The 15,614-nt window shown below is 34.4% G+C and carries 8 protein-coding genes; 2 read left to right on the forward strand and 6 right to left on the reverse strand.

Features of this window, described 5'->3' with window-relative positions:
• Nucleotides 1–197: 197 nt before the first annotated feature.
• The 3 genes from HQN85_RS01860 to HQN85_RS01870 form a co-directional block, all read right to left on the reverse strand.
• Nucleotides 198–1,088, reverse strand: a complete 891-nt coding sequence (locus HQN85_RS01860; RefSeq protein WP_173268648.1) for a PorP/SprF family type IX secretion system membrane protein — start codon at nucleotides 1,086–1,088, stop codon at nucleotides 198–200.
• Between the two features lie 41 nt (nucleotides 1,089–1,129).
• Nucleotides 1,130–7,078 carry a lamin tail domain-containing protein gene (locus HQN85_RS01865; RefSeq protein WP_173268649.1) on the reverse strand — a complete coding sequence of 1,983 codons (5,949 nt, stop codon included), beginning with the start codon at nucleotides 7,076–7,078 and terminating at the stop codon, nucleotides 1,130–1,132.
• A 169-nt stretch (nucleotides 7,079–7,247) separates the two neighbouring features.
• A complete protein-coding gene (locus HQN85_RS01870) occupies nucleotides 7,248–7,868 on the reverse strand; it encodes an L-threonylcarbamoyladenylate synthase (protein WP_173268650.1) in 621 nt (206 codons plus the stop codon).
• A 109-nt stretch (nucleotides 7,869–7,977) separates the two neighbouring features.
• On the opposite strand from HQN85_RS01870, the gene HQN85_RS01875 reads away from it, so the two are divergent.
• Nucleotides 7,978–9,615, forward strand: a complete 1,638-nt coding sequence (locus HQN85_RS01875) for an FMN-binding glutamate synthase family protein (protein WP_173268651.1) — start codon at nucleotides 7,978–7,980, stop codon at nucleotides 9,613–9,615.
• 104 nt (nucleotides 9,616–9,719) lie between these two features.
• Here the strand turns inward: HQN85_RS01875 and asnS are convergent, their stop codons facing one another.
• Complete coding sequence (gene asnS / locus HQN85_RS01880) at nucleotides 9,720–11,156, reverse strand: asparagine--tRNA ligase (protein ID WP_173268652.1); 1,437 nt, start codon at nucleotides 11,154–11,156, stop codon at nucleotides 9,720–9,722.
• A gap of 143 nt (nucleotides 11,157–11,299) precedes the next feature.
• Here asnS and HQN85_RS15850 point away from each other — a divergent pair, with 143 nt between their 5' ends.
• Nucleotides 11,300–12,631 (forward strand): sensor histidine kinase, encoded by a 1,332-nt coding sequence (locus HQN85_RS15850; RefSeq protein ID WP_173268653.1) that lies wholly within the window; start codon nucleotides 11,300–11,302, stop codon nucleotides 12,629–12,631.
• Here HQN85_RS15850 and HQN85_RS01890 read toward each other — a convergent pair.
• Together HQN85_RS01890 and sucC are read right to left on the reverse strand one after the other, a co-directional pair.
• Nucleotides 12,624–13,823 carry a GAF domain-containing sensor histidine kinase gene (locus HQN85_RS01890; protein WP_173268654.1) on the reverse strand — a complete coding sequence of 400 codons (1,200 nt, stop codon included), beginning with the start codon at nucleotides 13,821–13,823 and terminating at the stop codon, nucleotides 12,624–12,626. The genes HQN85_RS15850 and HQN85_RS01890 overlap by 8 nt on opposite strands.
• Before the next feature lie 572 nt (nucleotides 13,824–14,395).
• A complete protein-coding gene (gene sucC / locus HQN85_RS01895; protein WP_173268655.1) occupies nucleotides 14,396–15,589 on the reverse strand; it encodes an ADP-forming succinate--CoA ligase subunit beta in 1,194 nt (397 codons plus the stop codon).
• Between the last annotated feature and the right edge of the window lie 25 nt (nucleotides 15,590–15,614).

A 15,614-nucleotide genomic window follows, 5' to 3' on the forward strand; every position in this document is an offset into this window, starting at 1 on the left:
TTAGTTCAGAACTAAAACTAATATAGTTTATTTTAATATAATTATTAGTCATCTCAGAAAAGCAGTTTGCAGTTTGCCCAATTAAAATGTATATGTAGTTGGGAATTAGACTTCTTGCTTGTGCCGGAAGACTTCTCGCTTATGAAATTAGACTTTTTGCTCTTTCAACCTTTAACTTCAACTATTCGAAGCATAAATTACTTAAATAGTGTCGCTTTTAAACTAATCTCAAAAGTGCCGTTAGCAGAGCCTTGCAAGGCAGATGTTTCGGTAGTGTAGAAACCCATAATAGCTAAAGATGACTTGTAATTTATACCTGCCCCAAAAGATGCACTTTTGCTACTATGATACATTCCCATTAGATACACTTTATTGGTAAAATTTAAGTTTGCACCTGCATCCCAAATATTATCATAGCCTTTAATATCTCTATAAGCAACTTTCGGTTCAATTTCTATCGCGTTAGCACCAACTCCAGTATTAATTTTATAACTAATAGCTGCATAAAACAAAGAACGATCTACATTATTATCATCCTCTTGTTTAATAAAACTTCTAATATTTGGAATTACACCTTCTACATTTAAGGTATTACTGGTATAGGCAATGCCAAAATCTCCATCAAATAAAGAACCTTTATTGTTAAATTGAGCAATAGTGGGGTCGGTCATATCGCCATTTACACCATTATAATCAACATGCTCATTCATGATACCTATTGATGCGCCAAAGTTTAATTTCTGATCATCGTTGTTTAAAGGCAAATGATAAGCATAAGTTGCCATTGCTTTAGTGCGCTGTAAAGAACCTGCTTTTTCATTGTAAACATTAATACCTAAACCCACTTTGTTTAGTTTATAATCTGCTGTAATAGATTGGGTACTAGGTGAACCTGGAATATTACTCCATTGCTTACGATAGTTTAAGTTCAAGTTTAAGCCATCAGTTAATCCCGCATAAGCGGGATTAATTTGGTATTGATTTAAAAAATATTGTGAACTTAAAGGGTTAAGCTGTGCACTTGCTTTATTAGTTAGTGATGTTAAAATTGTTGTTAACAAAAGCAAGCAAAAGATATGCTTAAACATACTATATATTTTAGAATTGAATTTCATGTGATTTAATACAATTAGTTTCTTACAATAGTGATATAACCTTTAAACGGAGCGATGTTGGTGCCAAAATCTATGGTGTAATAATAGGTATCTGATGCAAGTGGAACTCCGTTAAATGTTCCATCCCATTGATTGTCATACCCTTTTTTAGTATATACTGTTCTGCCAGATCTATCGAAAATCTTAACCGTATTGTTAGGATAATAATCTATGTTTTGAATAACAAACTTATCATTCTTACCATCGCCATTTGGCGTTAAAATGTTTAGTGCAGTAATTTGATAGTCATCTGAAACCTGAATGGTAATTGACTGGCTAGTTGTACAACCAGTTGCATTTGTTCCTGTTACCGTATAGGTAGTTGTTTGTTTAGGTCTAACAGTTAGCGTAGCAGTTCCTTGTCCAGCAATAATATCTGAACTTGGCAACCATGTATAACTTACTGCACCACTTGCTGATAGTATTACAGATGTGCCTTTAGAAATAGTTATACCATTGTTACTTGCTACATTGATAACTGGTAAAGCGTTTATAGTTACAGTTGCTGTATTTGTTTGCGCCTGACTTCCGTAAGCATCGGCTACGCTAACTAAAGCATAAATAAATGTACCTGCAACATTTGTTGGCGCATTTAAACTTACTGTAGTTGATGTAGAAGTAATAGTTCTATTGCTACTTCCGTTTACAGTATAGGTAAATGTATATGGAGCAGTACCAGCAGCGCCAGTAAAGGTAACCACAGGTGATGTACCGTTAATACATACTGGACCTGAACTTGCTATTGTTGCAACTGGTAAAGGACGAATGGTAATTGTTGCTGTACCAGTTTGTACTTGTCCGCAATTTGCATCAGCTACACTAACTAAATTGTAGGCAAAAATGCCAACTACATTGGTTGGAGCGGTTACAGTTACACTGTTTCCAGTTGTGGTGGTTACTGTTTTATTTGTGCCGCCATTAATATTATAGGTAAAAGTATACGGAGCAGTTCCATTTGCACCTGTAAATGTAACAAATGGGGCAGTTGCATTTGCAGGAACTGCTGTAGTCCCAGCTATTGTAGCAGTTGCTAAGCTATTTACGGTTAATTTAAAGGTTTTGCTTGTGGTATTAATTCCATCAAAATCTGTATTGCCATTATCTGTAACGGTTACTGTAATGTTAGCCACACCACTCACATTATTTTTTAAATGATAAGTTAGTGTACCTTTATCAGTTCCATTGGGTGCAACGGTTAGGATATCAAATAAATTTGCATTATCAGAAGTCACCGTTAATGTTGTAGTTTGTGAGGTTTCTGCGCCTGCAGATATTCCTGTTAAAGCTACTGTTTGGTTTACTCCAGTATAACATATCGATTGATTTGCAATAGCTGCTAAAGTTGGTTCATCATTACCAAATAAATATCTTGATCTTATTGGATAATGATCCGTTGTAGTTGTGTTATAATTTGTAACTAAGTTTTTAACTGCATCTAATACTTCGGCAGTGCCAGGTACATAATTTGCATTTAAGGCTTTTGTAATAATTACATTGTCAATAACAGTTGGGAAACCTGCAGTTGATTGCTTTCCGGCTAAACTTAAAGGTAAAGTAATAGGAAAGTAGTCTGTCGGCGCATTAATAAAATCTGAATACGAAGTTCCAGTACCAGCAGGCATTGGCGCAATTGTTTTATCAGGATCTAGAACATCGTTAAAATCACCCAAAATGATTACTTTTTTTCCGCTAAGGTTTGCGTCTATCCAATTTTTAAATTGAAGATTTCCACCTTTTCTACGGTTATAAGCATCAATTTGATCAGCAACAGGACCTGTATTTGCTTTTGCATGTATTTCTATAAACGTAACAATATCTTTTTTGCCGTTAATGGTTACTTCGGCTTCCACTGCAAAAGGAAAACGACCAGATGACCAGTTTTTATAAGGTGTTCCATCAACAAAAGTAGAAGCAACAGCTGGATTATAAGTGTCTTGTAATACGCCGTAAGTTCTAATTGGTTTAATAAGATCAGTGCGATACATAAATGCCAATTTTTGTGCTAGCGGATAATCTACATCTGCTTTATTATCTGCATAAGAACCAAATTCGCTGAAGATTACATTATAACCTGCTGGCAAAACTGTATTTCTAAATAAAGTTGTATCTACTACTTCGGCAAAGCCATATATATCTGCATTAATATTATTGACTACTGTTTTAACGTTTGCGGCTTGTTGGGTATCATTTGATGGATCTTGTGCTGGACTGCCAAACCATTCGATATTCCAGTTTACAACTTCGAGTGTGTTAGCAATATCAAATGTATTACCAGATAGAGCTACATTTTTACCAGCAGAACCATTTGTGGTAATACTAACATTACCTGCATATGTTGAATTTATAGCTGTTGGTGAAAACTTAGCATATACCGTTTGTGAGCTATTATTGATGGTTGCCTTGGTATAGGTTAGGCTTGAACCAAAAGTACCGCCACTTGTTTTTGATATGGTGAAATTTGCAGGAGCGGTTAATGTAACATCATCTGTTAAATTACCTGCGGAGAAACCGAAAGTTTTTTCAGTTGAGGTTGTGCCTGCAGATTGAAAACCAAAGTTTAAACTACTAGGAGAAGCTGTAATATCTACTGGCGGAACAGTAGGGGAATTTGTAACTGCAAAATCATCGATTGTCCAACGACTAGCCGATGAAGTAGTAGAGGTGTAGACAAATGCCACATATACTGGAGTAGCTTTGTACGCTGATAAATCTATAAAGTCTGATTTTGTCCAAGTATCGGATGCGGTTTCAGAGAATTTACCATCAATAGCTGTCCACGTTGCTAAGTTAGGATTTCCAGTTCCTGTATAATTGGTTGATATTTTAAGTTGAAGTTTATCACCCGCAAATGCAGATCTTGTCCAAAAAGATAACACCGCATAATTCATAGCTGATAAATTCAATGCAGGAGAAATTAACCAATCTTCATTAAGGATGTTGCCACTTGAAAAACCATTTATCTGTAAGGCATTGCCTATACTCGCTTTACCTGTTGCATCTGTAGCATCATGACCAAATGTAGTGGTACAGCCCCAAGTTTGTGGGCCTGTTACGCTATATTGATAAAAACCATCAGATAAAGCGGAACTTCCTACAGTGGTACAGTTTTCGAAATTAAACGCTGTTTGATTTGGATCTATTCCTGGACCTGTTAATGCAACATTCATTGTCGTAGCACCAGCACTTGCATTTGAAATTGAACCGGTTGCATTACCTGCAACACTTGGGGTAAATTTAACATACACTGTTGGACTAGTTGCTATTTCTGCAGGGCTAAATGTTAGTGAGCTAGTGTAAGCAAGGTTATCTTTCGAAATTGTAAATGCACCACTTACAGAAACGGTGGTGGTATTAGTTAAGTTGCCGCCACTTAATACAAATGTTTTTGCAGTTGATGTAGTACCTATAGCTTGATTGCTAAATGCTAAACTTGTCGGTGTTGTTGCTAAGTATGGCCCACTTGTTGAAGCCGGTTCTGTAATTGTTGAGTTTTGAGGATTTGGAGCTGTGGCTACAAAATCTGTAGAGTTTTCATCACCATCAAAACCATTCCCTGCAAATTCTTCTGTGCCACCAACGCCTAATGTTAACACTGTTGAAGTAGAACTTGCCTTACGTTCTAAAGAAGTTGAATTTGTAATGACCACTGCAGGAGCTGTTCCTTCAAATCCGCTTGCAGTAGGACCGAAACCAACTTTGTCAACAATAGCTAAGCCACTTGGGTTTGCACCTGTTTGTAAAGTGGATACATTACTTAAAAGAACTTTACCTGTTGTGCCAGATAAATTAAGTGTACCTATTTTATCAGGAGTTGGTAAATTTAATGTTCCATTTGCACCAGCTGCCTCTTGGATTAAATAGAAACCTTTTGGAGCAATACTGCCAGATAAAACAGTAGCTTGCCATGTTCCAGTTCCAGTAGCGCTTGTATATTGAACTGACCAATTAGTTAAATCTACTGTTGCATTTGTAGGATTGTATAATTCAATGAAATCGTTTTTATAGGTAGCGCCGGAGTTTCCACCACCACCATATACTTCACTAATCACTATGTGATTTGCACCTGTTGGTTCAATGACTAATGAATTTTGGGGGTTTGGTGCTTGTACTACAAAATCAGCATTATTATTATCAGTGTCTTGTCCGTTACCAGCAAATTCTTCTGCGCCACCAGTTGTTAATGTTGCTGTGGTAGAAGTAGCAGTGGCTTTACGCTCGATAGAGGTAGTGTTTGATATTACAGGGGTTGGAGCGCCTTCAAATCCTGTGGCTGTTGGACCAAATCCAACTTTATCAATTACAACTGCGCTGGATGGATTTGCACCAGCTAAAGCTGAAATTGAATTACTCAGAATAACTTTTCCTGTTGTGCCAGAGAGTGCCAAAGTTCCAATTGCATCAGGTGTTGGCAAATTTACTGTTCCGTTTGCACCAGCTGCTTCTTGCACCAGATAAAATCCTTTTGCAGGGATGCTTCCTGTTAATGGTGTAACAGCCCAGTTTCCAGTTCCTGTTGCACTTAAATATTGTACCGACCAACCTGTTAAATCTACAGCTGTATTGCTCGGGTTATATAGTTCAATAAAATCATTTTTATAAGTAGCGCCAGCGTTACCGCCACCACCATAAACTTCACTAATTACTACGTGAATAGGTGCGGCAGGAGGATTAGTTCCTGTTCCAGTTAATGCAACACTTGCTGAAACTGCATTTGTGCTTACATTCAAAACATTATCATTTGCAACAGTCGCACTCGTTGGACTAAAACGAACATATACAGTTGGATTAGCACCTACTTCTAGAGTTGTATAGGTTATAGAAGAAGTAAAATTAATATTGTCTTTAGATAAGGTAAATGGAGCTGTGGTGCTTACTGTTACATCATTTGTTAACCCTGTTCCGCTTAATATATAATTTTGAGATGCAGAGTTTGTTCCGACATTTTGAGTGCTAAAATCAAGAGATGTTTTGCTTGCGTTTACCGTTCCAGAAATTCCTGTTCCATCTACTACTACATCAACTTGCGTTGCGCCACTACTAGTATTCGTTATATTACCAGTTACACTTCCTCCTACTGTAGGCGTAAAATTAACATATACCGTTGGATTGGCTGCTATTTCTGCTGTGCTAAAGCTGATTGAATTGGAATAAACTATGTTGTTTTTAGAGACTGTAAATGGTGCTAATGCGGTTACATTTACATTTGAAGTTAAATTTGATCCACTTAAAACATAATTCTGAGAAGTTGTACTACCTACGTTTTGACTACCAAAAGCTAAACTGGTTGGAGTAGCATTAAGTGTTGGAGTATTTGTAGCTGCATTGGTAACGGTACCACCAATAGCAAAACCGCTAGTCCCAGATGAACTAGAGTTAAAGCCCCAACCTCCAGTGGCCGTTTGTCCACTAGCATAATAGCGCAGTGTTACGGTTGTACCCTCTGCAACATTTTGTAAATCTGATATAGCTGCTAAATTTACAGTTGTTAATGATGTAGCTGTTGAAGTTACTGGTGAACCAATTAAAGTAAAAGTTGTTCCATTTAAACTATATGCAAATTGTGATGATACCCCTGGAGTAGCAAAGAAACTTGCTGTGCCTGCAAATTTCGCATCAATACTGGTTAGAGAAAACTGCTTTCCAGTTCCTGGAGTTAGCGTTACTTGAAAATAATCGGTGTTTGAGATAGAAATACCATCATTTTTAAATCCTTGTGTACGGAAGGAATTTGCGCCAGCACTTGCTGTAGCTGTACTTCCTCGAGTTAGGATAGGTGCAGTAGCAAGGCCTGCATGATAACTACTAGCTGTTGAAGTTGCTAATTGATTTTGGCCAGTAAAGTCCCAGTTTGCAATTTGCGCACAAACTGTATTTGGTAAATAAAGACTAATAGCAAAAAGAAAAAGAAGGAGAAGTTTTCTCATATTATTTGTTTTAAATAACAAATGTATACGCAAAAACAATATTTCAAAGTTAAGTTGGTGTTAAATATTCGTTTTGTGGAAAACTAAATATAATCTTCTGTTAATTTTATCGTTGTCAGAATTTTATGAAACCATTAGTTAATGATTTAACTTTTAAAGAAATATCGATTTAAAAGAAATCTTCAATATTTCCCTTACCTTCACGAATAATTTCAAAATCTCCAGATGTACAATCGATAACTGTAGAAGCTTCATTATCACCATATCCGCCATCAATTACTGCATCAACCTGTTCTTGATATTTTTCGTAAATTAATTCTGGGTCTGTCGAGTATTCGATCAATTCATCATCATCTTTTATAGAAGTAGAGATAATTGGATTACCTAATTCTGCTACAATTGCTCTAGCGATATCGTTATCTGGAACCCGAATACCGACTGTTTTTTTATTTGAGCTTAACAGTTTTGGTACATTATTATTTGCATTAAAAATAAAAGTAAAAGGCCCAGGTAGTGCTTTTTTTAATACTCTAAAAGTTACGGTGTCAATAGGCTTAATGAAATCTGAAATATGTCTTAAATCTGAACAAATAAATGAAAAATTAGCCTTTTCTGGTTTTATACCTCGAATGCGACAAATCTTTTCAATTGCTTTTTGGTTAGTGATGTCGCAACCTAAACCATAAACAGTATCCGTTGGATATATGATTAAACCACCCTTTTTTAAAATTTCAACAATCTGCTCAATTGCTTTTGGATTTGGGTTTTCTGGGTAGATCTTAATTAACATATGTAAAAATAACAAAATAAGGAGCTAGTTGTTTATATCATTAGATTAATATTACTTAAACAGATAGGTTTTTGCTTATTTTTGAGGTTATCTGAATTAAAAAATAATTATGAGAAAAGCATTTATAGCCATTGCCGCATTTTTAGTAGCCTTAACTATTATGTTAGGATTGTATCATCCATTTTTATGGTGGATTTTTATTTTTACTGGTCCATTTGTTATTCTCGGTATTTACGATTTGTACCAACCTAAGCACAGTATTGTACGAAACTATCCTGTTTTTGGTCGGTTGAGATATTTTATGGAGGAATTAAGACCCAAAATCTATCAATATTTTGTAGAAAGCGATACCAATGGAAAACCATTTAGCCGATTAAATCGATCATTAATATACCAAAGAGCAAAGAAAGAAAACGATACCATTCCTTTTGGTACGCAATTAGACGTTTATGAAAATGGTTATGAATGGTTAAGCCATAGTATTGCAGCCATTAGTCATCATGAATTGGATCCAAATCCACGCGTAATGATTGGTGGACCAGATTGTAAACAACCTTATTCGGCTAGTATTTATAATATATCTGCAATGAGTTTTGGATCATTAAGTCAGAATGCGATTTTAGCCTTAAATGGTGGTGCTAAAATGGGAAATTTTGCTCATAATACAGGAGAAGGTGGTATCAGCGATTATCACGCTGGTCCTGGAGGAGATTTAATTTGGCAAATAGGAACTGGATATTTTGGATGTAGGCATCATGATGGCTCATTTAACTATGAAGCTTTTGCTGAACGTTCCAAAACTGAAAATGTTAAAATGATTGAAATTAAACTTTCTCAAGGCGCAAAACCTGGCCATGGTGGTATATTACCAGCAACGAAAGTGACCCCAGAAATTGCCCGTATTCGTTTGGTAAAAGAAGGGTATGACGTAATTTCCCCTCCAGCGCATGCTGCATTTTCTACACCATTAGAAATGATGGATTTTGTAAAGAAACTTAGAGAATTATCTAATGGAAAACCTATCGGATTTAAGTTGTGCATTGGTAGAAGAAGTGAATTTTTTGCCATTTGCAAAGCAATGATAGAAACAGGAATTTATGTAGATTTTATTACTGTTGATGGGGGAGAAGGTGGGACTGGTGCAGCTCCTCAAGAATTTTCTAACGCAGTCGGAATGCCTTTACGTGAAGGTGTTGCTTTTGTATATGATGTATTGAGTGGGTTTAATCTAAAAAAGCATATTAAAATTATCGCTTCTGGTAAGGTTTCTTCAGGATTTGATTTAGTGAAAAACATCGCCCTTGGTGCAGATTTATGTAATTCGGCAAGAGGAATGATGTTCGCTTTAGGCTGTATTCAAGCATTAGAATGTAATAGTAATACTTGTCCAACAGGTGTTGCAACACAAGATGCAAGTTTAATGAAAGGTTTGGTAGTTGAAGATAAAACGATAAGAGTGTTTAATTTTCATCGATTAACTGTTCAAAGTGCGGTAGAATTATTAGGTGCCGCTGGATTAAGACATCCATATCAATTAACTAGAGCTTATATTAACAGAAGAATTGGTCAGAATGTAATGCAATCTTACATGGAAACTTTTCCTTATATTCCAGAAGGAAGTTTAACTCAAACGCCTTATCCATCGCAACACGAATTAGGAATGGCACTAAGTACATCTGCAAGTTTTGCTCCAACAGATTATAAAGTTTCTGCTGTAGATTATCAAAACGCGAGTTCTAATAATTAAATATCCGTAATCCGGATAATTAAAAGTCGCTTAACATTTACTAAGCGACTTTTAATTAAATTATATCTTTCCGACTTTCAGACAATTTACTTCTCTAACTCAGTTTAAAACTCTGCGCTTTTTGGAAATCTTGGGAAAGCGATTACGTCTCTAATATTGGTCATTCCAGTTACAAATAAAACTAAGCGCTCAAAACCTAAACCAAAACCTGCATGTGGTGCAGAGCCAAAACGACGTGTATCTAAATACCACCACAGTTCTTCTTGAGGAATGTTCATTTCTTCCATACGTTTAGTTAACATATCCATGCGCTCCTCACGTTGCGATCCTCCAATCATTTCTCCAATTCCTGGAAATAAAATATCCATAGCGGCAACAGTTTTTCCATCATCATTCATTCGCATGTAAAATGATTTGATGTCCTTCGGGTAATCTGTTAAAATAACCGGTTTTTTAAAGTGTTTTTCAACTAAATAACGTTCATGTTCACTTTGCAAATCAGCTCCCCATTCGTCAATTAAATATTTAAACTGCTTTTTTTGATTAGGCTTAGAATGCTTTAATATTTGAATAGCTTCTGTATATGTTAAACGCTCAAAATCATTTGCTAAGCAAAAATTAAGTTTTTCAATTAATGATAGTTCACTTCTTTCTTGCTGCGGTTTTTGTTTTTCTTCGTCTAATAAACGATCATTTAGAAAAGCTATTTCATCTTTGCAGTTTTCTAAAGCATAGCTGATGATGTATTTCATCATATCCTCAGCCAATTGCATGTTGTTTTCTAAATCTGCAAAAGCAATTTCAGGTTCAATCATCCAGAATTCTGCCAAGTGGCGTGTGGTATTTGAATTTTCGGCTCTAAAAGTTGGTCCAAACGTATAAATCTGACCAAAAGCCATTGCAGCCAATTCGCCTTCTAACTGACCAGAAACCGTTAAATTTGTTGCACGACCAAAAAAATCTGATGAAAAATCTACTTTTCCATCCTCAGTTCTTGGGGTCTTATCGAAATCTAATGTAGTTACTTTAAACATTTCACCAGCCCCTTCTGCATCACTAGCAGTAATTACAGGAGTATGCATATATACAAATCCTCTTTCGTTATAAAACTGATGAATAGCAAATGCTAAAGCATGACGAATTTTAAATACTGCATTAAATGTATTAGTACGGAAACGTAAATGTGCTTTTTCTCTTAAAAACTCTAAACTATGTTTTTTAGGTTGTAATGGATATTCTTCAGCATTGCTATCTCCTAAAATTTCAATTGAGCTTGCTTTGATATCTACCTTTTGTCCTTTACCTAAAGACTCTACTAAAATTCCTTTTACAGCGATTGCTGCTCCAGTTGTAATGCGTTTTAATAAATCTTCATTTGTATTAGCAAAATCAACCACAATTTGAATATTTCCCATGCAAGAACCATCGTTCAATGCTATAAACTGATTGTTGCGAAAAGTCCGCACCCAACCCATCACAGTAACCTCTGTATCAAATGCTGTAGAATCCAGCAAGTCTATTATTTTTTCTCTCTTGATCATGCTAAGTAGCTTTATAAAGGCGTCAAAAATAAGGATTTAATCAGTAATTTCCTTATTTGTTTGTGCTTACTTTTATTAAAATCAATTTTTATTTTTCATTTTAATATCGTTAAGTTTGTTACATAAATTACCTGTCGTTAATTGTGTTATATCTAGGAAAAGAGCTAACTAGTAAAAGATTTATCGGTGATCCTAAATTGTTTTCTTTAGAGGAGAGAATATTTAATACAGTTTGCCTTTTTGTCTTAATTTCAATGTGTTTTGAAATACCATTTAACCTTTATATGGGGTTAATGGTATCTGCTTTCCTTTCGATATTTGGGTTATTTTTCTGTACGGTACTTTATTATTTGTCGCGGTTTAAGAGAAAATCCAAATTAGGAATTAATCTTTTTTGTTTGTTGTGTAATGGGGCAATAACAGGGAGTTATTTTTATAATTCTGGTATAAACGGACCAAACTTATTAATGTTTGTGTTAGTCTTTTTCTTGAGTGTATCCATTATTCCTAAAAAGAATTTTAAAATATGGTTGCCACTTAATGTTCTTTTAGTTTTATCAATTATTGTAGTTGAATATTTATATCCAGAACTAATTCCAAATATTTATACTGATAAATTGACTAAGACGATTGATTATAGTTTCACCTATCTTATCGTTGGTTGTTTAATTTACTTAATTGTTAGTTACATAAGGCAAAACTATGATCATGAACGTGTTTCTGCAATGGAGAAAAACATCGCAATAGAACAGCAACATGCAGAAATTTTATTGCAAAAAAAAGAATTAGAGCGTTTAAACTCTGAGAAGGATAAGTTATTTTCTATTGTTTCTCATGATATAAGAATGCCATTAAACTCTATACAAGGTTATTTAGAAATGTTATCTGAACATGATCTTGTTGAGGAAGAAAAAGAATATCTAAAACAACAGTTATTGCAATTAACCCGTGATACTTCTGATATGGTACTGAATATACTGTCGTGGTCAAAAACACAGATGGAAGGTTCGTATGTAGAATTAGCTCAATTAAATGTTAGCAAAGCTATCAATGAAGGTCTGAATGTTGAAAGAAATGCGGCTACAATAAAAGGGGTGGAGCTTCAAATAAAAGCTGATGAAAATCTTATTATTTTGGCAGATAAAAATATGTTTCAATTGGTGATTCGTAATTTGGTAAATAATGCAATTAAATTTACCCCGGCTGGAGGTACGATTACAATATCTACACATAAAAATGAAGATAATTGCTGTATTTCTATTAAAGATAACGGTTTAGGTATAGATCCAAAACAACAAGATACGCTGTTTAAGCTTAAAGCATCATCTACCTTCGGTACTAATAATGAAAGAGGAATTGGACTAGGTTTGTTGCTATGTAAAGAATTTACTGATTTACAAGGAGGAACTATAGGGTTTGAACGTAATATTGACAAAGGTTCTAATTTTTTCCTTTCGTTCAAATTGGCTAATTAATTGGTAAAGAAATATAGAATGACGCACCTTTATCTTTGCCCTCGCTTTCTGCCCAAACCTTACCATTGTGAAGTTCAATTAACATTTTAACTATCGATAAGCCTAATCCATTAGAGTGCTCCCTAGCCGTAGGCACAGCGCTTAGTTTAGCGAATTTTGTGAACAATTTACCCATGTCTTTGTCAGAAAGTCCTTGTCCTTGATCTTTAAACTCGATAATTAAATCGTTGTTTACCGCATTCACATTAATTATAACTTCAGTACCAGCATTTGCATATTTTAAAGCATTACTCAGTAAATTTGTGAAAGCATCCTGTAATCTTACGATGTCTGCCCAAATTGTTGTTGGACAATTACATATAATTTTAATATTTTGCTTTTTTTGTTTCGCTAAAAGTTCGAAATTCTTTTTTACAGCATTTAATAATTGAAAAACATCAACTTCCTGAAGGTTTAATCTAAATCCACCGCTTTCTACTTGTGATAATTCTAATATATTGTTCAAGTTAGTTAACATTCCATTTGCCGCATTTTTTATCCGATCAGCAAAATCTGCTACAATTTTTGGATCCTCGGCTTTTCTTTTGATCAGTTCTGCAGAAAGAGCAATAGTTGTGTTTGGGTTTTTAAGGTCGTGAACAATTCTGTTCATCATATCGGTCTGGGTTCGCAATGCTTTTCGCGTAGAGAGTCTTAATTCCAGCTCATCCATCACAATGGATGACAATGTTTCCAGCATTTTTAATTGTTGTTGTGTTACTTGTTTAGGTTCAGTATCTAATACACAAACTGTTCCTAATTGTAAACCTTCAATAGTTCTAAGTGGTGCTCCTGCATAAAATCTGATTCCATTTTCCATTGAAACAAAAGGGTTGCTTAGTAACTCTGGGACGTTAAGTGTGTTTTCAAACAAGGTAACATCATTGTTTAAAATGGCAATTGAGCAAAAACTATCCTTTCTTTCTATCTCTGTTGCGGATAGAGGGCTAATGTTAGATTTGAAAAAGACTCGTCCGCGATCTACAAAAGTTACCTGGGCAATTGGCGAGTTAAAAATTTGTGCCGCAAGTATAGCTATTTTATCAAAAGCATCTTCTGGCGGAGAATCTAGAATATCATAGGTATGAAGTTTTTGAATACGCTCATTATCGTTTAATGGAATTATGGATGATGGTATTTGAAAATCGTTCATAATAAATTACCAGTTTGTAGTTAGCAAATATAATCTAATAAGATGTAATATTTTTTTTGTGCTGATTTTAAGTTTTTTTAAAAAATTAATTAATATTTAGGGTGATTTTTACATTTTATAACATTTTAAAGTGTAAATTCAGCTTATTATTTCATAAAATCTTTATTAATGAACAAATTATTAGATAAATTTTAATTTTTAGGTATTTTTTAAGGTTATTTTGTTGTTATTTTAATTGAAATTTAAAATTTAGGTATTTTTTATATTATTAATCTTAATTATTTAATTAAAAAAATAAAAAAATATGTAAACTATAATATAATTTCATTAAAAATATGTTATATTTGTCTTGTTCATACAAAAAGTACATTTATATTTGGTTTGATTAAAGCTCTGGTTGGATGGCCAGAGCTTTTTCATTTTACTATATTCTTATAAAAACTTTTTGAATAGGAGCGAAGTAGAAATTTTAAAGGAACTAATAATTAACCTATCATAAAAAAGACCAGATCGTTTTCACGACTGGTCTTCTTGATTTTATATTTTAAAATCTATCTAAAGATTCTAAAAACTTATGAAGCTAATACTTTAGTAACTAAATCAGCAGCTTCTTTTAAAGCAATTGCAGAGTAAACCTTAAGTCCAGAATCATCAATTAATTTTTTAGCTTCAACAGCATTTGTTCCTTGCAAACGGCAAATAATTGGAACTGGAACATCTCCAATTTCATTATATGCATCAATTACACCTTGTGCAACTCTATCACAACGAACAATACCACCAAAAATATTAATGAAAATTGCTTTTACGTTAGGATCTTTTAAAATGATGTTGAACCCAGCTTTAACGGTTGTTGCGTTCGCAGTTCCACCAACGTCTAAGAAGTTAGCAGGCTCACCACCAGCAATTTTAATAATATCCATTGTAGCCATTGCTAAACCAGCACCATTAACCATACAGCCAACGTTCCCGTCTAACTTAACATAGTTCAAGTTGCTTTCGCTAGCTTCAACATCTGTCGGATCTTCCTCTAACTTATCACGCATTGCTGCATAATCAGGATGACGGAACAAGGCATTTTCATCTAAATCAACTTTAGCATCAACTGCGATAATTTTATCATCACTAGTTTTTAATACTGGATTAATTTCGAACATTGATGAATCAGTCGCATCATAAGCTTTATAAAGAGCTGTAATAAATTTTACCATTTCTTTATGTGCACTACCACTTAAACCTAAATTGAAAGCAATTTTGCGTGCTTGAAAACCTTGTAATCCAACTTTAGGATCAATCTCTTCTTTAAAAATTAAATGAGGAGTGTGTTCAGCAACTTCTTCGATATCCATACCACCTTCAGTACTATACATAATAATGTTAGTTCCATTAGCACGGTTTAACAAAACAGAAACGTAAAATTCTTTAGTTTCAGAAGCACCTGGATAATACACATCCTGAGCTACTAAAATTTTATTTACTTTTTTACCTTCAGCACCAGTTTGAGGAGTAACCAATTGCATACCTAAAATATCGGTAGCACGTTGTTTAACCTCATCTAAGTTTTTAGCTAGCTTAACACCACCGCCTTTACCTCTACCACCAGCATGAATTTGCGCTTTAATCACAACCCAATCAGAGTTATAATCAGTTTTCATTTTCTTAGCTGCTTCTACAGCCTGATCAACAGTATCAGCAACAATGCCTTCTTGTACAGCAACGCCAAAACTCTTTAAAATTTGTTTACCTTGATATTCGTGGATATTCATCTGTTTGTAATTTTGTTTTTATCTG

The organism is Pedobacter boryungensis (assembly GCF_013204825.1).
In the GTDB taxonomy this organism is placed as follows: domain Bacteria; phylum Bacteroidota; class Bacteroidia; order Sphingobacteriales; family Sphingobacteriaceae; genus Pedobacter; species Pedobacter boryungensis.

What these genes read in the sequence shown, in the direction of transcription:
- HQN85_RS01860 (WP_173268648.1), bottom strand. Translation starts at nt 1,088, where the DNA reads ATGTTTAAGCATATCTTTTGCTTGCTTTTGTTAACAACAATTTTAACA.
- HQN85_RS01865 (WP_173268649.1), bottom strand. Translation starts at nt 7,078, where the DNA reads ATGAGAAAACTTCTCCTTCTTTTTCTTTTTGCTATTAGTCTTTATTTA.
- HQN85_RS01870 (WP_173268650.1), bottom strand. Translation starts at nt 7,868, where the DNA reads ATGTTAATTAAGATCTACCCAGAAAACCCAAATCCAAAAGCAATTGAG.
- HQN85_RS01875 (WP_173268651.1), top strand. Translation starts at nt 7,978, where the DNA reads ATGAGAAAAGCATTTATAGCCATTGCCGCATTTTTAGTAGCCTTAACT.
- asnS (WP_173268652.1), bottom strand. Translation starts at nt 11,156, where the DNA reads ATGATCAAGAGAGAAAAAATAATAGACTTGCTGGATTCTACAGCATTT.
- HQN85_RS01890 (WP_173268654.1), bottom strand. Translation starts at nt 13,823, where the DNA reads ATGAACGATTTTCAAATACCATCATCCATAATTCCATTAAACGATAAT.
- sucC (WP_173268655.1), bottom strand. Translation starts at nt 15,589, where the DNA reads ATGAATATCCACGAATATCAAGGTAAACAAATTTTAAAGAGTTTTGGC.